The sequence below is a fragment of the Mesorhizobium sp. WSM4813 genome (assembly GCF_055811555.1).
Map to the genome: position 1 here is coordinate 1 of NZ_JBVVQU010000085.1, position 18,293 is coordinate 18,293.

An 18,293-nucleotide genomic window follows, 5' to 3' on the forward strand; every position below is an offset into this window, starting at 1 on the left:
TCCTACAGGAAGTGAATCACGAACGTCGCCTCACTGGAATCCCCTCTCGATTCAACCTGAGCGTCCGACGCTCTAGCCGGCTTGAGATATTCCCTTAAGCCTCCGGAAGCGGATGCCGCATGAGCTTTCGTGCTGCGCTGCAGCAACGAATCCGGCTTGACATAAATCATGCAGAGTGAGTAATTGCCCAAAGCCAAGGCAAATGCTCAGCTTGGTCTATGGGAGGAATTTCATGAAACTTCGCACGCTCACCCTGGGTCTGTTGTCGGCCAGCACCCTCGCGTTCGCCGCGCATGCCGAATCCATCACCATCGCCACCGTCAACAATGGCGATATGGTTCGCATGCAGACGCTGACCGACGACTTCACCGCCAAGAACCCCGACATCCAGCTCCAGTGGGTCACGCTCGAGGAGAACGTGCTGCGCGAGCGCGTCACCACCGACATCGCCACCAAGGGCGGCCAGTATGACGTGATGACCATCGGCACCTACGAGGTTCCGATCTGGGCCAAGCAGAGCTGGCTGCTGCCGCTCGACAAGCTCGGCGACGACTATGACGTCAAGGACATCATCCCGGCCATCGCCGGTGGCCTCTCGGTCGACGGCAAGCTTTATGCGGCACCGTTCTACGGCGAAAGCTCCTTCGTCATGTACCGCAAGGACCTGATGGAGAAGGCCGGGCTGACCATGCCCGACGCGCCGACCTGGGACTTCATCAAGCAGGCCGCCGAGAAGATGACGGATCGCGCCAGTGGCGTGAACGGCGTCTGCCTGCGCGGCAAGGCCGGCTGGGGCGAGAACATGGCCTTCCTGACCGCCATGTCGAATTCCTTCGGCGCACGCTGGTTCGATGAGAACTGGAAGCCGCAGTTCGACCAGCCGGAGTGGAAGAACACGCTGCAGTTCTATGTCGACCTGATGAAGGCCAACGGCCCGGAGGGCGCATCTTCGAACGGCTTCAACGAAAACCTGGCGCTGTTCCAGCAGGGCAAGTGCGGCATGTGGATAGACGCCACCGTCGCTGCCTCCTTCGTCTCAGACCCGAAGAACTCCACGGTCGCCGACAAGGTCGGTTATGCGCTGGCGCCCGACAATGGCTTGGGCAAGCGCGGCAATTGGCTGTGGGCGTGGTCGCTGGCCATTCCCGCCGGCACGCAGAAGGCTGACGCCGCTCAGAAGTTCGTATCCTGGGCAACCAGCAAGGACTATCTCGAGCTCGTCGCATCGAAGGAAGGCTGGGCCAATGTTCCGCCCGGAACGCGCTCCTCGCTGTACGCCAACCCGGAATACCAGAAGGCGGCGCCGTTCGCCAAGATGACGCTGGACTCGATCAACGCCGCCGATCCGACGCATCCGACCGTCAAGCCGGTGCCTTATGTCGGTGTCCAGTTCGTCGCCATACCCGAGTTCCAGGGCCTTGGCACCACCGTCGGTCAGCTGTTCTCGGCCGCACTCGCCGGCCAGACGAGCGTCGATGATGCTCTGAAGCAGGCCCAGGACGCCGCCACCGCAACGATGACCGAAGGCGGTTATATCCAGTAGGCTCCTCCCGGTGCCGAACGCCGGTTGCCCATCATGGCCGGCCCGCACCTTGACCAGCAGGCGGCCGCCCGAATCCCAGTTCGGGCGGCCACCGTCAAAACTCTGAAAAATTGGCAAACTCTGAAAATTTGGCTGACCGTTGAAGGGTGACCGTCATGGCTACTCAGCAGACCCGTTCGCTTGCCCGCTTCATGATGGCGCCATCCGTGGTGCTGCTGTTCGTCTGGATGATCGTTCCGCTGGCATTCACCCTGTGGTTCTCCTTCCAGCAGTACAATCCGCTCAACCCGATCCGAGACGGGTTCGTCGGCTTCTCGAACTACGCCCTTTTTTATTCCAATCCGGCATTCCTGCAGTCGATCCTCAACACGCTTGTCCTCGTTGGCAGCGTGCTTTTGATCACGGTGATCGGCGGCATCCTGCTGGCGCTGCTGATCGATCAGCCGATGTGGGGACAGGGCATCGTCCGCATCCTCGTTATCTCGCCGTTCTTCGTCATGCCGCCGGTCGCCGCACTGGTCTGGAAGAACATGATCATGCATCCGCAATACGGCGTCTTTGCCGACATTGCGCGCTTCTTCGGCGGGCAGCCGATCGACTGGTTCGGGCAGTATCCCATGCTGGCGATCATCATCATCGTCGCCTGGCAGTGGCTGCCGTTTGCGACATTGATCCTCTTGACGTCCCTGCAGTCGCTCGACGGCGAGCAGAAGGAAGCCGCCGAGATGGACGGGGCCGGCTTCATCAGCCGCTTCATCTATTTGACGCTGCCGCACATGTCGCGCGCCATCACCGTCGTCATACTGATCCAGACGATCTTCCTGCTGTCGGTCTATGCCGAGATCCTCGTCACCACCAATGGCGGCCCGGGTTACGCCTCCACCAACCTGCCCTTCCTCGTCTACCAGAAGGCACTGTTGGAGTTCAAAATCGGCCAGGCATCCGCCGGCGGTATCCTCGCCGTCATTCTCGCTAACATCGTCGCCTTCTTCGCCATGCGCGCGGTCGGCAAGAATCTGGACAAATAAGGAGGAAACGATGCTACGGGCGCTGAACCACCCCCACTCCGTCCCGCTACGCGGGACACCTCTCCCCCTGCCCGGGGCAGAGGAAACGCCTGCATCGAAGCCGCGCCCTTCCTCTACCCCGTCGATCGGGGGAGAGGTGGTTTGCGCAGCAAACCGGAGTGGGGGTCGACCCTGCCGCCAATATCGCCGATACGGGAGGACCTGACCATGGCACGTGCAGTCAGCACCCAGCACAAGACGATCGCGACCGCGGCCGCCTGGATCGTCGCCCTGCTGATCTTCTTCCCGATCCTCTATACGATCATCACCTCGTTCAAATCGGAGCAGGAGGCCATCCAGGGCTTCAACCTGTTTCCGTCGGGAACCACGGAGAGCTATACGGCGGTCGAGGCGCAGAGCGGCTACTTCAAGTTCTTCCTCAACTCGGTGTTCCTGTCGGTGGGCTCGACTGTCCTGGCTTTGCTCGTCGCCATACCGGCGGCCTGGTCGATGGCATTCTCGCCGGGCAAGTGGACCAAGGACATCCTGATGTGGATGCTTTCCACCAAGATGATGCCGGCGGTTGCCGTGCTGTTCCCGATCTACCTGATCTTCCGCGACACCGGATTGCTCGACAGCCGCATCGGCCTGATGATCATGCTGATGCTGATCAACCTGCCGATCGTGGTGTGGATGCTCTACACCTACTTCCGCGAAATCCCTGGCGAGATCCTGGAAGCGGCGCGCATGGACGGCGCATCGCTCTGGAACGAGATCGTCTATGTGCTGACGCCGATGGCTGTGCCGGGCATCGCCTCGACGATGCTGCTCAACATCATCCTGGCATGGAACGAAGCGTTCTGGACGATCCGGCTGACCACCACCGAGGCCGCGCCGCTCACCGCTTTCATCAGTTCCTTCTCAAGCCCTCAAGGGTTGTTCTGGGCCAAGCTTTCGGCCGCCTCGACACTGGCGATCGCCCCGATCCTGATCATGGGCTGGTTCAGCCAGAAGCAGCTGGTGCGCGGCCTGACATTTGGCGCCGTGAAGTAACACCGCCGCAAGCGATGAACGACGGACAATAACCCCTCGGGGAGGAAACCATGGGAAACATCACGCTCAAGCACGTCTCCAAATCGTTCGGGTCGACAATCATCATTCCGGGCATCGACCTGGTCATCGAGAACGGCGAGTTCGTCGTCTTCGTCGGCCCGTCGGGCTGCGGCAAGTCCACGCTGCTGCGGCTGATCGCCGGGCTGGAGGACACCACCGCCGGCACCATCAACATCGACGGCCGCGACGTCACCGGCGAGGCGCCGGCCAAGCGCAAGCTGGCCATGGTGTTTCAGTCCTATGCGCTTTATCCGCACATGACCGTTGCCAAGAATATCGCCTTCCCGCTGAAAATGGCGGGGGAGGACCAGGCGACTATCGACAGGAAGGTGAAGGACGCGGCGCGCATCCTGAACCTCACTAACTATCTCGATCGCCGCCCCGGCCAGCTCTCCGGCGGTCAGCGCCAGCGCGTCGCCATCGGCCGCGCCATCGTGCGCCAGCCATCAGCCTTCCTGTTCGACGAACCTTTGTCCAACCTCGACGCAGCACTACGCGGCACCATGCGGCTGGAGATCAGCGAGCTGCATCATCAGCTCAAGACGACGATGATCTACGTCACCCACGACCAGGTCGAGGCGATGACCATGGCCGACAAGATCGTCGTGCTCAATGCCGGCAACATCGAACAGGTCGGCTCGCCGATGGAGCTCTACAAGACGCCGAAGAACCTGTTCGTCGCCGGCTTCATCGGTTCGCCGAAGATGAACCTGATCGAAGGTGGGCCGGCGGCCAAACATGGCGCCAAGACCGTTGGCATCCGTCCCGAGCATATGAACATCTCGACGACTTCAGGCGAATGGAAAGCCACGGTCGGCGTTGCCGAGCATCTCGGCTCCGACACATTTCTGCACGTTCAAGCCGACGGCGTCGGGCCGCTGACGGTGCGCGCCGACGGTGAACTGGCCGCCCATCACGGCGACACGATCTATCTGACGCCGGACAAGACCAAGCTGCACCGCTTCGGCGCCGACGGAAAGGCGGTGGTGCAATGAGGCTCGAGGGCAAATCGGCGCTGATCACCGGATCGGCGCGCGGCATCGGCAGGGCGTTGGCCGAAGCCTATGTCCGCGAGGGCGCCACGGTCGCCATCGGCGACATCAATCTCGAAGCCGCCGAAAAGACCGCTTCGGAGATCGGCGCAAAAGCCTATGCGGTCAAGCTCGACGTCACCGACCTCGCTTCGATCGAGGCGGCGGTCAAAGCGGTCGAGACAAGGACCGGCGGGCTGGACATTCTGATCAACAACGCCGCTCTGTTCGACCTGGCGCCGATCGTCGAGATCAGCAAGGCAAGCTACGACAGGCTGTTTTCCGTCAATGTCGCCGGCACGCTGTTCATGCTGCAGGCCGCCGCCCGCTCGATGATCGCCCGCGGCAAGGGCGGCAAGATTATCAACATGGCGAGCCAGGCCGGGCGCCGCGGCGAGGCGCTGGTTGCCGTCTATTGCGCCACCAAGGCTGCCGTCATCTCGCTCACCCAGTCGGCCGGGCTCGACTTGATCAAGCACCGCATCAACGTCAATGCCATCGCGCCCGGCGTCGTCGACGGCGAGCACTGGGACCATGTCGATGCCCTGTTCGCCAAGTACGAGAACCGGCCGAAGGGCGAGAAGAAGAGACTGGTCGGCGAAGCCGTGCCCTATGGCCGCATGGGCACGGCGCAAGACCTCACCGGTATGGCGGTGTTCCTGGCCAGCGGCGACGCCGAATATATCGTCGCCCAGACCTACAATGTCGATGGCGGCCAGTGGATGAGTTGAGGGGGCGAAGGCGCTCTTCTCCCCGTCTCCTCCACGGGGGGAAGAGCCGTCCCGCCAAAAGGGTAAAAGCAGATGACCGTGAAACTCTCTTCTTCCATCCTCGCCAAGCTTCCGCCTGAGGTCGCCGGCCCGAAATATGATCGCGCCGCGCTCAAGGCCGGCATCGTACATTTCGGCGTCGGCAACTTCCATCGCTCGCATCAGGCCGTCTATCTCGACGACCTGTTCAATGCGGGCCTCGGCCACGACTGGGCAATTGTCGGCGCCGGCGTCTTCGAGGGCGAAAAGGTCGGCCGCGGCAAATTGCAGGAGCAGGACTGGCTGACCACCGTGGTCGAGCAGGATTCTGACCACATGAGCGCCCGCGTCACCGGCGTCATGATCGACTTCCTGATGCCGGGCGACGCGGGCGTGATCATCGAACGGCTTGCCGATCCGGCGATAAGGATCGTTTCGCTGACCATCACCGAGGGCGGCTACTTCATCGACCCGGCGTCGGGAATGTTCAATCCGACCCATCCCGATATCGTCGCCGATGCGCAGCCGGGAGCAACGCCGAAGACTGTCTTCGGCATCATTCTTGCCGGGCTGATGCGCCGCCGCGACGACGGCATCGTGCCCTTCACAATCATGTCCTGCGACAACATCCCTCACAACGGCCATGTCGCCGCCGATGGCGTGATCGGTCTCGCCCGCCTGATTGACGAGGATCTGGCGAACTGGGTGAGCGAGAACGTCGCCTTTCCCAACGGCATGGTCGACCGCATCACGCCGGCCACCACCGAACGCGAGCGTGGCATTCTGTCGAGCGAATTCGGTCTCGATGACAACTGGCCGGTGTTCTGCGAGCCGTTCAGGCAATGGGTGCTGGAGGATCGTTTCACCGACGGAAGGCCGCCGCTGGAACAGGTCGGTGTACAGTTCGTCAGCGATGTTGCGCCCTACGAGCTGATGAAGATCCGCATCCTCAATGGCGGTCATGCGACCGTCGCCTATCCGGCCGGGCTGATGGACATCCATTTCGTCCATGAGGCGATGCAGGAGCCGCTGGTGCGCGGCTTTCTCGACAGACTGGAGCATGACGAGATCATCCCGACCGTGCCGCCGGTGCCGGACACCGTGCTGGAAGACTATTATCAACTCATCGAGCACCGCTTCTCCAATCCGAAGATCGGCGACACCATCCGTAGGCTCTGCCTTGACGGCTCCAACCGGCAGCCGAAATTCATCATCCCGACCATCGCGGACCGGCTGAAGGCCGGCAAGGGCGTCGCCGGCCTGGCGCTGGAATCGGCGCTGTGGTGCCGCTACTGCTTCGGCACCACAGATTCCGGCGCCGTCATCGAACCCAATGATCCGAGTTGGGACCGGCTGCAGACGACCGCCAGGGCGGCAAAGGATACGCCTGCCGCCTGGCTGGCCATGGAAGACATCTATGGCGAGGTCGGCCGCTCGGCGCCGTTTGTCGAAGCCTTTGCCAATGCGCTCAAGGCGCTCTGGGCCAATGGCGCACGTACGACGCTGACGCGCTATCTCGCCGGCAATCTCTAAGATCGGCTCAATGCATGAAGGCCCGCCATGAAGGCCCGCAATGACGCCTGACCTGGTCATTTTCGACTGCGACGGCGTGCTGGTTGATAGCGAGGGGCTGTCCGTTTCGGCGCTGCTTGGCATGATCACGCTCGCCGGCGGCAGTGTCAGCGAGGACGCCGCCTATGAACATTTCCTCGGCAAGAGCATGAAAAGTGTCCGCGAAATCCTCGGCCGCGACTTCGGGCTTGATATCACCGACCAGCACCTGAGCGAGATGCGCGTCGAGCTGATGCGCAAATTTCGCGAGGAGCTGAAACCGATCCCCGGTATCGGGCAGGTTCTGCCGAGCCTCGCCATGCCCTGCTGTGTTGCTTCCTCCGGCACGCTGGAGCGTATCCGCTATGCGCTCGACGTCACCGGGCTGCTCGGGCTGTTCGAGCCGCATCTGTTCAGCGCCGCCATGGTGGCGCGGGGCAAGCCGGCGCCGGATCTGTTTCTCCACGCAGCTGTCAAAATGGGAGCAATCCCGGAAAATTGTCTCGTCGTCGAGGACAGCCCCGCCGGGGTCGCGGCGGCACGGGCGGCGGGCATGCGCGTCCTTGCCTTCACCGGCGGTTCGCATGCCGGTAACCCGGCACTGAAAGCGCGGCTTGCGTCGAGTGAACCGGACTTTATATTCGCTGACATGCTGCAATTGCCCGATCTGATTGCAGGCCTGGGAGCGAGAGCAAGAACACCTTGACGAAAAGTTTCGTTTGCGCGGTCGATGTCGGCACCGGGAGCGCCCGTGCGGGCATTCTCGACACCAGAGGCACCTTGCTCGGTCGCGCTGAGCACCCGATCGTCATGAACCGGCCGAAGGCCGATCACGCCGAGCACGATTCGCAGGATATCTGGTCGGCGGTCTGCATTGCCGTGCGCACCGCCCGTGAAAAGGCCGGCCTGGCAGCGGAGGACATTGTCGGCATCTCCTTCGACGCCACCTGCTCGCTGGTGGTGCGCGGCAAGGATGGTGGCCAGCTCAGCGTCTCGGTGTCAGGCGAAAGGCGCTGGGACACCATCGTCTGGCTCGATCACCGCGCCATTGCCGAGGCCGATGAATGCACCGAAAGCCGCCATGCCGTGCTCGACTATATCGGCGGCGTCATGTCGCCGGAAATGGAGACGCCGAAGCTGATGTGGCTGAAGCGCAACCTGCCCGGAACATGGAACGAAGCCGGCCATCTATTCGACCTCGCCGACTTTCTCAGTTGGAAGGCGACCGGGTCGCTCGCCCGTTCGCAATGTACGCTGACCGCCAAATGGACCTATCTGGCGCATGAAGAAACCGGCTGGCGGCACGACTTCTTCCAAGCCGTTGGGCTCGGCGATCTTTTCGAGCATGGCAATCTGCCCGACAAGGCCAGCCCGGTCGGCGCCGATGTTGGCCGGCTGAGCGCGGAAGCTGCGGCTGAGCTTGGTCTTACCGAACAATGCCGCGTCGGCGCCGGCGTCATCGACGCCTATGCCGGCGCGCTCGGCGTGCTCGGCGGTTTTGCCGGCGATGAAACCAACATCGGCCGCCATCTGGCGCTGATCGCCGGCACCTCGAGCTGCGTCATGGCGATGTCGCCCGACCCGCAACCCTTTGCCGGCGTCTGGGGCCCGTATTATGGCGCGGCGCTTCCCGGCCTGTGGCTGTCGGAAGGTGGCCAGTCGGCCACCGGCGCGCTGCTTGATCACATCATCCGCTGGCACGGCGCCGGCGGTGAGCCGGACGCCGCCATGCACGCCAGGATCGCCCGGCGCGTCGCTGAACTGCGCGCCATAGAGGGCGAGAATCTTGCCGGAAGGCTGCATGTGCTGCCGGATTTCCACGGCAACCGCTCGCCGCTCGCCGATCCGCATGCGGTTGGCGTCATCAGCGGCCTGACGCTGGATTCCTCCTTCGACAGCCTGTGCAAGCTCTATTGGCGCACCGCCGTAAGCATCGCGCTAGGGGTGCGCCATGTGTTGGAAGCCCTGAACGAGAACGGCTACCTGATCGACACGCTGCATGTCACCGGCGGTCACACCAAAAATCCGCTGCTGATGGAGCTTTATGCCGACGCCACCGGCTGCACGGTGGTCGAGCCGCTGGCCGACGAGGCGGTGTTGCTCGGCACCGGCATGATCGCCGCCACTGCCGCCGGGCTTTTTCCCGATTTGAATGCCGCCTGCGTCGCCATGCAGCAGGGCGGCAAGACGCGGGAGCCCAATCCGGCGGCCGCCGGCCGGTTCGACCGCGACTACCGGGTGTTTTTGGAAATGCATCGGCAGAGACAGGCGCTGGACGCGATCGGGTAGGTGCGAATGGCCTGCAATGCGTCTGCTATCTCTGATTCCACCGCCGGATGATTGGTTCGCTAAGGTCGTGGTCGTAGCCGAGTACGCTTATGCTGGCGGTATCCAGCACGAACAGAGCGCCATCTTGCGGCGGCAGGCCGAGCCAGCGCGCGGCCAGCACCCGCAGGAAGTGAGAGCTTGAAAACACCAAGACATTGCCGTTGACCTCGCGCAGTTCGTCAACGATCCGATCCGCCCTTGCGCCGACGTCGTCTGCCGCCTCGCCGTCAGGGCAGCCGTCGCGAAAGAGACGCCAGCCAGGCCGTTCGATGCGGATCTGCTTTGTCGTCAGCCCCTCGTACGCGCCGTAATCCCATTCCGCCAGATCGGCCTTTTTCACGCCGGCCGAACCGAAGCCGGCCAGCGTACAAGTCTTGAAGGCGCGCTGCGACGGGCTCGACCAGACGGCCTGGAATGAAAGGCCCTGCACCCGCTCAGCGACCCGCCCGGCGGCTTCCTCACCGGCTGACGTCAGCGGTATGTCGGTCCGCCCGGTGTGCTTTCCCGACGCGCTCCATTCCGTCTCGCCATGTCGAACCAGGTAAATCTCAGGAAACGCGCTCATCCTCATGCCTTTCGATGGAATCCGATGTGATGCCCGCTCTTCAGATCGAGCAACGACGCAATCATAGCGGCTTCTGTGCTCTCTCCAAACAGGCGGGCCTAACAGGCAGGCCAAACAGGCGCGATGAGACCGTACCCCTTGCTGGCTCAACTCTTCCTCTGAGCCAGCCTCTTGTCATAGCTGCCCGTTTCGTAGACAAGCCGTGCTGTTAATGCGGAATCCGGGCCGATCACGGCCATTTTCCGCGCTGAGACGTGGCTTCCGGCTTTTTAGCCGACGCGCCGCAATCGGATAGGCGAAAAAATGTCTGCGATCCAAGCCGGCGCTCGCGCGCCGGAAAATCTTTGGCGTCAGGAAATCAGGGCGACGCTGGCGCTCGCCTGGCCGATGGTGCTCACCAATCTCGGCCAGACCGCGATGACCGCCACCGATGTCATGATGATGGGGCGGCTGGGTCCGGACACGCTGGCCAGCGGCGCGCTCGGGGCCAACCTCTATTTCATGCCGCTGATCTTCGGGCTTGGCCTGATGCTGGCGACCTCGCCGATGATCGCCACGGAACTCGGCCGCCGTCGTCACTCGGTGCGCGATCTGCGCCGCACCGTGCGGCAAGGCCTGTGGCTGGCGATCCTCATCTCAATCCCGATCTGGATTTTTCTCTGGTACGGCGAGGCCGTGTTGCTGGCCATGGGCCAGGAGCCGGCGCTGGCGCATCAGGCCGGCATTTACCTGCGCTGGCTTGAATGGGCGGTGCTGCCCTTCTACGGCTATATCGTCCTGCGCTCGTTCATCTCAGCGCTGGAGCGGCCTGGCTGGGCGCTGGTCATCGTCTTCGTTGCCGTCGCCTGCAATGTCTTCTTCAACTGGGTGTTCATGTTCGGCAATCTTGGCGCCCCTTCGATGGGCATCGCCGGCTCCGGCCTCGCCACCACGCTGTCCAGCACGCTGATGTTCGTCGGCATGGCGGCGGTGGTGATGCTTGAGCCGAAGTTTCGCCGTTATCAGCTGTTCGGGCGCTTCTGGCGGGCCGACTGGCCCCGCTTCAAGGGCCTGCTGCGGCTCGGCCTGCCGATCGCTGGCCTCCTCGCCTTCGAGGTGACGATCTTCAACGCGGCAGCCCTTCTCATGGGCCTGATCGACGCGGCCTCCCTCGCGGCGCATGCCATCGCCATCCAGATCGCCTCGGTCAGCTTCATGGTGCCGCTCGGCCTCAACCAGGCGGCGACGGTCCGCGTCGGGCTCGCCCATGGCGCCTGCAACCCGGAAGGGGTTTCCCGCGCCGGCTGGACCGCCTTTGTCATCGGCGTCTCATTCATGGCGCTGATGGGGCTGGTGATGATCCTGTGGCCGCAGCTGCTGATCAGCGCCTTCATCAGTCTCGGTGACCCGGCCAACGCCAGGGTGATCGGGCTTGCCGTGTCGTTCCTGGCCTTTGCCGCGCTGTTCCAGATTTTCGACGGCGCCCAAGCCGTGGCCGCCGGCATGCTGCGCGGCCTGCACGACACCACGGTGCCTATGATCTATGCGGCGATCGGCTATTGGGGCATCGGCCTGCCGCTCGGCGTGCTGCTCGCCTTTTATTCCGGGCTCGACGGTGTCGGCATCTGGATCGGCCTGTCGTTGGGGCTGGCGGTGGTGGCTGCGCTGCTTCTGGCGCGCTGGCTGCGGCGGGATCGTATCGCACCGCCGCTCTCCTTTGGGCGTTGATGAAAGCGGCTTCGTCGCGAGGAGGCGGGATCGTGACGTCTATGGATATTTCGTCTGACTTGCACTCGCGGCCTGTGGGCTTAAGTCGCTTTGCAACTCCTTTGGCAGTGGAAGGCTTGAGCACCGCAAGTGCACCGCGCGGGCGAACAATTTTCGTTGCTTCTGCTGGTGCTCCTTGATGGCTGCTGCAAGCCCTAATCCGTACGGACCAAGAAAGACGCCGGTTCCCCAGCCCGGCTGCTTTTTTTCGCGAGCGTCGTAGTCCGAAGCTTCCATGCGGGCTTGCTGGCATTCCGGCGACGCCCATTTCTGGTCTTGCTTCGAAAGCGACGCTGCATAGTCGACCGGAGAGGTCGCGCATCCAGCCACTGTCGCGGCTAACGCGACGAACATTGCAATTCTCACCCCAAGCCCTTCCTGAAAGCATTGTGGAGAGTACACAGAACTCTTCTTCCAACAAGGAGATAGCTCCGAAGAGGCAACTTCCTAGTTTGTAGTCGCCCGTCGTTCAAGCGAACGAGCGTATTGCGTCAGCGGGAAGCACATGACGAAGAAGATCAGCGCCACCAGCCCGTAGACGGTGAAGGGTTCGAAGGTCGCGTTGTTGATCGCGTTGGATGTCCTGACCAGTTCCTCAAAACCGATGATCGAGGTCAGCGCGGTCGACTTGATCAGCTGCACCAGGAAACCGACGGTCGGCGCGCGGGTGATCGAGAACGCCTGCGGCAGGATGATCAGCCGGAGTTCCTGCAGATAGTGGAGGCCGAGGCTGGCGCCGGCGTCCCACTGGCCGCGCGGCAGCGCATCGACACCGCCGCGCCAGATCTCGGCGAGATAGGCGCTGGCGAAGAAGGTGAGGCCAAGTGCTGCGGCGGTCCACGGTTCGATGCGCAAGCCCAGCATCGGCAGGCCAAAGAACATCAGGAAGAGCTGCATGAGCAGCGGCGTTCCCTGGAAGAGCGCGATGTAGCCCGACGCAAGCCGCCGCGCCCATTTATTCTTGGCGATCCGGAAGAACAGCACGAGCATCCCGACCACGCCGCCGCCGACGAAGGCCGCCAGTGACAAAAGCACCGTCCAGCGCGCGGCGAACAGAAGGTTGCGGACAATATCCCAGAAGGTGAATTCAATCATGACACGCCGGCTCCCAGAGCGCGGCGGCCGCCGCTGATCAGCAGCCGGCGCAGCCCCATCGACAGGACGAGATAGACCATCGTCACCACGAAATAGGTCTCAAAAGCACGGAAGGTGCGCGCCTGCAGCATGTCGGCCTCGTAGGTCAGTTCGCGCACCGCGATCTGCGACACCACGGCGGACTCCAGCATCATGATGATGATCTGGCTGGTCAGCGCCGGAAAGATCACCTTGAGCGCCTGCGGCAGCACGATCTTGACGAACAACTGGCGCGGCCGGAGCCCAAGCGCCAGCGCTGCTTCCGTCTGTCCGCGCGGCACGGCGTCGAGCCCGGCGCCGACGATCTCGATCGTGTAGGCCGCCATGTTGAGCGTCATTGCCAGCATGGCGGCCAGCAGCGGATCGAGCCTCACGCCGATGCTGGGCAGCCCGAAGAAGATGAAGAACAGCTGCACCAGAAATGGCGTGTTCCTGATAATTTCGACATAGATGCCGATCGCCCGCTTGAGCAGCAGAGGGCCGTTTCGCCGGCCCGCCGCGCCGAGGATGCTGAGGAACGTCCCCGCGAGCGTGGTCACGACGATCAAAAGGACCGTCGTGGCCGCTCCACGTGTGATCGCACCCATCGCATCGGCAAGCCAGCCGAAGTCGAGGCTGTAGCCCATGATAGGTCCTTAACCCGGAGATCAATCCTTGAGGTTGTCGGGATTGAGCGGTGTTTTGAGCCAGGCCTTCGAGCTTTCGTCCAGCTTGCCGTCGGCCAGCATCTTGGCGACCGCATCGTTCACGGCTTGCTTCAGGCGGTCCTCGTTCTTGTTGAGGCCGATATGCGACGGCGAAGTGAGAAGCTGGAACTTCTGTTCTGGCTTCAGCGCCTCCTGGCGGGCGAGCACCTGGGCGCCGACATCGTTGCCGACGACCATCAGCTGGGTCTGACCCGAGATGAAGGCCTGGATGACGGAATTGTAGTTGTCGAAACGGCGGATGTCGGCCGAGGCGGGTGCTGCCTCGGTCAGCGACGTATCTTCCAGCGTGCCGCGGTTGACGGCGATCGACTTGTCGGCGAGATCGTCCTTGCCTTCGATCTTGAGCGCGGCCGGGCCGATAACGGCGATATAGTAGGGCGCGTAGGCGGCGGCGAAATCGATCACCTGCTCTCGCTCCTTGGAGTAGCCGACGCTCATCAGGACGTCGACGCGCTTGTCGGTAAGATACGGAATGCGGTTCTGGCCGGTCACGCTGACCAGGTTGAGCTTGACCTTGAGCTGGTCGGCGATGAACTGCGCCACGTCGATGTCATAGCCCTTGATGCTCATATCGGCGCTGGCCGAGGAGAAGGGCGGGAAGTCGGAGAAAATGCCGACATTGATGGCGCCGGCCTTGGTGATGTCGTCGACCGCGTCGGCATTGGCGGTCTGGGTGGCAATACCGAGGCCGGCGAGCAGCAGCACGCCGGCGATGGATGATTTGAGCTTCATAGGAAGTGTCATTGTCGTTCCCTGCTGGAAGCTTGTTCGTTTTGAATGCGGCCGCCGGCTCCAGTGCGGCGGTCGCCTTGGAAGTTCTTGTCTGATGCGTCAGGCTTTGTTGCCTGAGATCGCCGGGCTGAAGACCATCAGGCTGAGGATCTCGAACAGCACTTGCGCGCCGGCATGGGCGGTGTTGGTGGTTGCGTCATATTGCGGCGCCACCTCGACGACGTCGCCGCCGACGATGTTGAGCCCCTTCAGGCCGCGCAGGAGTTCAAGCACTTCCCGCGTCGTCAGGCCGCCGACTTCCGGCGTGCCGGTGCCCGGCGCGAAGGCCGGGTCGATGCTGTCGATGTCGAAGGACACATAGGTCGGGCCATCGCCGACGATCTGGCGCGCCTTCGCAATGATGGCGGGGATGCCGAGGCCGGTCACCTCTTCGGCATGGACCACGGTCATGCCGGATTCGTAGGTGAACTCCCACAGATATTCGGCTGAACCGCGGATGCCGATCTGGATGGTGCGCGACGGGTCGAGCACGCCGTCCAGCACCGCGTTGCGGAACGGCCCGCCATGGTGGAACTTGGTCATATCGAACAGGCCGCTGGTATCGCAGTGGGCGTCGATATGGATCATGCCGACTGGCGCCTTTTTGCCGACAGCCTTCAGGATCGGATGGCTGATCGAATGATCGCCACCGACTGACAACGGAAGTACGCCGGCGTCGACGATCTGGTTGGTGCGGCGCTCGATGTCGTCATGGCTGGTCTCCAGCCGGTAGCGGCTCTGGAACGGCACGTCGCCGATGTCGGCGACCTTCAGCTCATGCGTCGGTGCGCATTCCAGCACATGGTTGTAGGGACCGATGCGCTCGATTGAGCGCAGCGCCCTCGGTCCGAAGCGGGAGCCCGGCCGGTTGGTCACGCCAAGGTCCATCGGCACGCCGATCATCGCCACCTGCAGGTCGCCGAAATCCGGATTGTCGGCGGCAACTTCCCGGTAAGGCGCGGCGAGGAAGGTCGGGATGCCGGAATAGGGCGCCAGCCGCGTGCCGCTCTTGGAGAAGATCTTGTCGGCGACGCGCCGGAACTTCGGGTCGAACATCTCGCCGCCATGGCTCTCGCCATATTTGCGGCGCAACGCTTGGAGCTTGCCGCTGTTATAACCCATGTCGGTCCTCCATGGCTGGTGCGGAGCGGCCATCAATGACGGTCGCCATCCTGCCGGCTGCCTGCGGATTTCACGTCTTGATGCTGTTCGACCCAAAGTGTCTTGCAGCTGCATTGAAAAATCAATTGATATTGTTAGGATCTTTGCTGTGAGAAAATCTCACATTAATGTTGAGCACGATCTTATCCGAAAACCGGGTTCCACTTCTGGGGATCGTGACCCTTCGAGGCTCCGATGGCCAAGCGTCTGCCTCCCCTGAATCCATTGCGGGCCTTCGAGGCGACGGCGCGCCACGCCTCGCTGACCAAGGCGGCGGCTGAACTGAACGTCACCCATGGCGCCATCAGCCATCAGATCAAGGCGCTCGAACAGTCGCTTGGCGTCAAGCTGTTCGAGCGCGCCGGCCAGCGGGTGAAGCTCACGCCGCACGGTGCCGAATTGCTGCCGGCGGTGTCGACCGCCTTCGAAGGCATTGCTGCCGCCACGCAGCGCATGACGAGGCCGGCGAGCACCGGCGCCCTCTCGGTGTCTTGCGTGCCGGCGCTGCTGTTGCTGTGGATGATCCCGCGGCTCGGCAGTTTCACCTCGCAATATCCCGATATCAGGCTGACGCTGATCCCATCCAATGACGCCAAGGACATCCGCGCGCCGCACATCGACATCTGCGTGCACTATGGCGACGGCAGCTGGACCGATTGCTGGATGCGCAAATGGTCGGGTCTCGAACTCTTCCCGGTGGTCAGCCCAACGCTGATCAACAATCGTCCGATCCGCACCGTGCGCGATCTCGCCGATCATGTCTTCCTGCATGGCGACGACGGCCGCGAATGGCACACCTGGCTGGCCGCCGCCGATGCGTTGGATCTGGAGCGCGGCCGCCGCCACCATCTCGGCGACGCGCGCATGGCGAGCGAGGCCGCGGTTCACGGCCATGGCGTGGCGCTGGGCGATACGGTGACCGCAAGCGGACTGCTCGCCAGGGGACTGCTTGTCGCGCCGTTCAGCCTGTCGGTGCCGGCGGTCGACGATTTCTACGTCGTCTGCCGCAACGAGATGAGGTCGGCGCCGATCGTGCAGCTGTTCATCGACTGGCTGTTTGCCGAGAAAGAACAGGCCGACGGCCGCGCCGATGCGCCGGTGGCGGGCCGCATCGGCATCCGCAGGAAGCGCCCGGCGCTGCGCGTGATCGGCGCCAAGACCGCGTCCTGAGGCTGCAATTGCCGGAGCCGCGCGCTTGCCGCAGGTTTTCTTTTTGTCGGGCCAGTTCGCAAAGCGAGAGGCGCATTCAATAATTCAATGCTAAGAGGCATTCCGCAGGGAGCGAGCAGTGAAGGCGGCATCGAGACATGACTAAGACCGATATAGCGCGGCGCGTCTACAACCACACCTGGAAGCTCGACCCGATCGTCCGCAGCCTGCTCGACACCGATTTCTACAAGCTGCTGATGCTGCAGATGATCTGGGGCATGTATCCCGAGGTCGACGCCACCTTCTCGCTGATCAACCGCACCACCTCGGTCCGCCTTGCCGACGAGATCGATGAGACGGAGCTGCGTGATCAGCTCGACCATGCCCGCACCTTGCGCTTTTCCAAGAAGGAGATGATCTGGCTCGGCGGCAACACTTTCTATGGCCGCAAGCAGATTTTCGAACCGGAATTCCTCGCCTGGCTCGAAAATTTCCAGTTGCCGGAATACGAGCTTTCCAAGCGCGATGGCCAGTACGAATTGAGCTTCAGCGGTCCGTGGATGTACACGACGCTGTGGGAGATCCCGGCGCTGGCAATTATCAATGAACTTCGATCTCGCGCGGCCATGCGGGCGTTCGGGCCGTTTGCGCTCGACGTGCTCTATGCCCGCGCCAAGGCCAAGATGTGGGCCAAAACCGAGCGGCTGAAAGCGCTGCCCGATATCCGCATTTCCGACTTCGGCACCCGCCGCCGTCATTCCTTCCTGTGGCAGCGCTGGTGCGTCGAAGCGCTCAAGGAAGGCATCGGTGAGGCTTTCACTGGTACGTCCAACGTGCTGCTCGCCATGGACAACGACCTCGAAGCGCTCGGCACCAACGCGCATGAACTGCCGATGGTGTTCGCCGCGCTCGCCAATTCGGAAAAGGAATTGAAACAGTCGCCCTACAAGGTGCTGCAGGACTGGCAGCGCTACTATGGCGGCAATTTGCTGATCGTGCTGCCGGACACCTTCGGCACCGCGGCGTTCCTGCGTGACGCGCCGGACTGGATCGCCGACTGGACCGGCTTCCGCCCCGACAGCGCACCGCCGATCGAAGGCGGCGAAAAGATCCTTTCTTGGTGGCGCGGAAAGGGCAAGGACCCCAGACAGAAGCTCCTGATTTTCTCCGACGGGCTCGAGGTCGAGACCATCGAGGAAACCTACCGCCATTTCCACGGCAAGGTGCGCATGTCCTTCGGCTGGGGCACCAACCTGACCAATGATTTCGAGGGCTGCGCGCCGACCGACACCAACCGGCTCGACGCCATCTCGCTGGTCTGCAAGGTCACCGAAGCCAATGGCCGACCGGCGGTCAAGCTCTCCGATAATCCAGCCAAGGCCACCGGTGACGAGAAAGAGATCGAACGTTACCTGCGTATATTTGGCGAGAAAGACCGCGTGGAGCAGCTGGTTAAGGTGTGAGGGTGAGGGAACTCGTGGGATAGGATGAGTTCCGTCGCGCCCCCCTCTGTCCTGCCGGACATCTCCCCCACTTGGGGGGAGATTGCGCCGTCATTGCCGCTTTCGCCAATCACCAAAGTCGCAGAGGGAGAGCCGGCGGCGAAACTGCCGATCTCCCCCCAAGTGGGGGAGATGTCCGGCAGGACAGAGGGGGGCGCCATAGAGCGCTGCCATAACCAGGTAGCTCAGTTGCTTCCCTGTTTCCTTCTGGTCCTCGCACTTACCCTCCCACCCAC

The 18,293-nt window shown here is 62.8% G+C and carries 17 protein-coding genes; 11 read left to right on the forward strand and 6 right to left on the reverse strand.

Going from position 1 to position 18,293, the window contains the following annotated elements:
* Window positions 1–232: 232 nt before the first annotated feature.
* From AC0L25_RS30290 to AC0L25_RS30325, 8 genes are all read left to right on the forward strand, one after another.
* The gene (locus AC0L25_RS30290) at window positions 233–1,543 is read left to right on the forward strand and encodes an ABC transporter substrate-binding protein (RefSeq protein ID WP_473598828.1); all 1,311 of its coding nucleotides are present in this window, start codon (window positions 233–235) and stop codon (window positions 1,541–1,543) included.
* A 155-nt stretch (window positions 1,544–1,698) separates the two neighbouring features.
* The gene (locus tag AC0L25_RS30295; protein ID WP_473598829.1) at window positions 1,699–2,571 is read left to right on the forward strand and encodes a carbohydrate ABC transporter permease; all 873 of its coding nucleotides are present in this window, start codon (window positions 1,699–1,701) and stop codon (window positions 2,569–2,571) included.
* 207 nt (window positions 2,572–2,778) lie between these two features.
* On the forward strand, window positions 2,779–3,603 hold the full coding sequence (locus AC0L25_RS30300) for a carbohydrate ABC transporter permease (RefSeq protein WP_473598830.1): 825 nt from the start codon (window positions 2,779–2,781) through the stop codon (window positions 3,601–3,603).
* Window positions 3,604–3,653: 50 nt separating this feature from the next.
* Window positions 3,654–4,658 (forward strand): ABC transporter ATP-binding protein, encoded by a 1,005-nt coding sequence (locus tag AC0L25_RS30305; protein WP_473598831.1) that lies wholly within the window; start codon window positions 3,654–3,656, stop codon window positions 4,656–4,658.
* Window positions 4,655–5,425 carry an L-iditol 2-dehydrogenase gene (locus tag AC0L25_RS30310; protein ID WP_473598832.1) on the forward strand — a complete coding sequence of 257 codons (771 nt, stop codon included), beginning with the start codon at window positions 4,655–4,657 and terminating at the stop codon, window positions 5,423–5,425. Before AC0L25_RS30305 ends, AC0L25_RS30310 begins: the two co-directional genes overlap by 4 nt.
* Window positions 5,426–5,497: 72 nt before the next feature.
* Complete coding sequence (locus AC0L25_RS30315) at window positions 5,498–6,976, forward strand: mannitol dehydrogenase family protein (RefSeq protein ID WP_473598833.1); 1,479 nt, start codon at window positions 5,498–5,500, stop codon at window positions 6,974–6,976.
* A 40-nt stretch (window positions 6,977–7,016) separates the two neighbouring features.
* Window positions 7,017–7,700 (forward strand): HAD family hydrolase, encoded by a 684-nt coding sequence (locus AC0L25_RS30320; protein WP_473598834.1) that lies wholly within the window; start codon window positions 7,017–7,019, stop codon window positions 7,698–7,700.
* Window positions 7,697–9,283 carry an FGGY-family carbohydrate kinase gene (locus tag AC0L25_RS30325; RefSeq protein WP_473598835.1) on the forward strand — a complete coding sequence of 529 codons (1,587 nt, stop codon included), beginning with the start codon at window positions 7,697–7,699 and terminating at the stop codon, window positions 9,281–9,283. The genes AC0L25_RS30320 and AC0L25_RS30325 overlap by 4 nt, the downstream gene beginning before the upstream one ends.
* A 25-nt stretch (window positions 9,284–9,308) precedes the next feature.
* Here the strand turns inward: AC0L25_RS30325 and AC0L25_RS30330 are convergent, their stop codons facing one another.
* The gene (locus tag AC0L25_RS30330) at window positions 9,309–9,887 is read right to left on the reverse strand and encodes a histidine phosphatase family protein (protein ID WP_473598836.1); all 579 of its coding nucleotides are present in this window, start codon (window positions 9,885–9,887) and stop codon (window positions 9,309–9,311) included.
* A gap of 303 nt (window positions 9,888–10,190) precedes the next feature.
* On the opposite strand from AC0L25_RS30330, the gene AC0L25_RS30335 reads away from it, so the two are divergent.
* A complete protein-coding gene (locus AC0L25_RS30335) occupies window positions 10,191–11,594 on the forward strand; it encodes an MATE family efflux transporter (RefSeq protein WP_473598837.1) in 1,404 nt (467 codons plus the stop codon).
* 39 nt (window positions 11,595–11,633) lie between these two features.
* Here AC0L25_RS30335 and AC0L25_RS30340 read toward each other — a convergent pair whose 3' ends face one another.
* The 5 genes from AC0L25_RS30340 to speB all read right to left on the reverse strand — a co-directional run bounded on the left by AC0L25_RS30340 (window position 11,634) and on the right by speB (window position 15,367).
* Entirely contained in the window at window positions 11,634–11,987 is a 354-nt protein-coding gene (locus AC0L25_RS30340) for a hypothetical protein (RefSeq protein WP_473598838.1), read from the reverse strand.
* Window positions 11,988–12,080: 93 nt separating this feature from the next.
* Window positions 12,081–12,728, reverse strand: coding sequence for an amino acid ABC transporter permease (locus AC0L25_RS30345; protein WP_473598839.1), 648 nt, complete (start codon window positions 12,726–12,728; stop codon window positions 12,081–12,083).
* Window positions 12,725–13,393: an amino acid ABC transporter permease gene (locus AC0L25_RS30350; protein ID WP_473598840.1), complete on the reverse strand. Its 669-nt coding sequence runs from the start codon at window positions 13,391–13,393 to the stop codon at window positions 12,725–12,727. Before AC0L25_RS30350 ends, AC0L25_RS30345 begins: the two co-directional genes overlap by 4 nt.
* A gap of 21 nt (window positions 13,394–13,414) precedes the next feature.
* Complete coding sequence (locus AC0L25_RS30355) at window positions 13,415–14,218, reverse strand: transporter substrate-binding domain-containing protein (RefSeq protein ID WP_473598841.1); 804 nt, start codon at window positions 14,216–14,218, stop codon at window positions 13,415–13,417.
* Window positions 14,219–14,305: 87 nt separating this feature from the next.
* A complete protein-coding gene (gene speB, locus AC0L25_RS30360; RefSeq protein WP_473598842.1) occupies window positions 14,306–15,367 on the reverse strand; it encodes an agmatinase in 1,062 nt (353 codons plus the stop codon).
* Window positions 15,368–15,601: 234 nt separating this feature from the next.
* Here speB and gcvA point away from each other — a divergent pair, with 234 nt between their 5' ends.
* Window positions 15,602–16,576, forward strand: a complete 975-nt coding sequence (gene gcvA, locus AC0L25_RS30365) for a transcriptional regulator GcvA (RefSeq protein WP_473598843.1) — start codon at window positions 15,602–15,604, stop codon at window positions 16,574–16,576.
* A gap of 137 nt (window positions 16,577–16,713) precedes the next feature.
* Window positions 16,714–18,018 carry a nicotinate phosphoribosyltransferase gene (gene pncB / locus AC0L25_RS30370; RefSeq protein WP_473598844.1) on the forward strand — a complete coding sequence of 435 codons (1,305 nt, stop codon included), beginning with the start codon at window positions 16,714–16,716 and terminating at the stop codon, window positions 18,016–18,018.
* Window positions 18,019–18,293: the final 275 nt, after the last annotated feature.

What these genes read in the sequence shown, in the direction of transcription:
- AC0L25_RS30290 (WP_473598828.1), top strand. Translation starts at nt 233, where the DNA reads ATGAAACTTCGCACGCTCACCCTGGGTCTGTTGTCGGCCAGCACCCTC.
- AC0L25_RS30295 (WP_473598829.1), top strand. Translation starts at nt 1,699, where the DNA reads ATGGCTACTCAGCAGACCCGTTCGCTTGCCCGCTTCATGATGGCGCCA.
- AC0L25_RS30300 (WP_473598830.1), top strand. Translation starts at nt 2,779, where the DNA reads ATGGCACGTGCAGTCAGCACCCAGCACAAGACGATCGCGACCGCGGCC.
- AC0L25_RS30305 (WP_473598831.1), top strand. Translation starts at nt 3,654, where the DNA reads ATGGGAAACATCACGCTCAAGCACGTCTCCAAATCGTTCGGGTCGACA.
- AC0L25_RS30310 (WP_473598832.1), top strand. Translation starts at nt 4,655, where the DNA reads ATGAGGCTCGAGGGCAAATCGGCGCTGATCACCGGATCGGCGCGCGGC.
- AC0L25_RS30315 (WP_473598833.1), top strand. Translation starts at nt 5,498, where the DNA reads ATGACCGTGAAACTCTCTTCTTCCATCCTCGCCAAGCTTCCGCCTGAG.
- AC0L25_RS30320 (WP_473598834.1), top strand. Translation starts at nt 7,017, where the DNA reads ATGACGCCTGACCTGGTCATTTTCGACTGCGACGGCGTGCTGGTTGAT.
- AC0L25_RS30330 (WP_473598836.1), bottom strand. Translation starts at nt 9,887, where the DNA reads ATGAGCGCGTTTCCTGAGATTTACCTGGTTCGACATGGCGAGACGGAA.
- AC0L25_RS30335 (WP_473598837.1), top strand. Translation starts at nt 10,191, where the DNA reads ATGTCTGCGATCCAAGCCGGCGCTCGCGCGCCGGAAAATCTTTGGCGT.
- AC0L25_RS30340 (WP_473598838.1), bottom strand. Translation starts at nt 11,987, where the DNA reads ATGTTCGTCGCGTTAGCCGCGACAGTGGCTGGATGCGCGACCTCTCCG.
- AC0L25_RS30345 (WP_473598839.1), bottom strand. Translation starts at nt 12,728, where the DNA reads ATGATTGAATTCACCTTCTGGGATATTGTCCGCAACCTTCTGTTCGCC.
- AC0L25_RS30350 (WP_473598840.1), bottom strand. Translation starts at nt 13,393, where the DNA reads ATGGGCTACAGCCTCGACTTCGGCTGGCTTGCCGATGCGATGGGTGCG.
- AC0L25_RS30355 (WP_473598841.1), bottom strand. Translation starts at nt 14,218, where the DNA reads ATGACACTTCCTATGAAGCTCAAATCATCCATCGCCGGCGTGCTGCTG.
- speB (WP_473598842.1), bottom strand. Translation starts at nt 15,367, where the DNA reads ATGGGTTATAACAGCGGCAAGCTCCAAGCGTTGCGCCGCAAATATGGC.
- gcvA (WP_473598843.1), top strand. Translation starts at nt 15,602, where the DNA reads ATGGCCAAGCGTCTGCCTCCCCTGAATCCATTGCGGGCCTTCGAGGCG.
- pncB (WP_473598844.1), top strand. Translation starts at nt 16,714, where the DNA reads ATGACTAAGACCGATATAGCGCGGCGCGTCTACAACCACACCTGGAAG.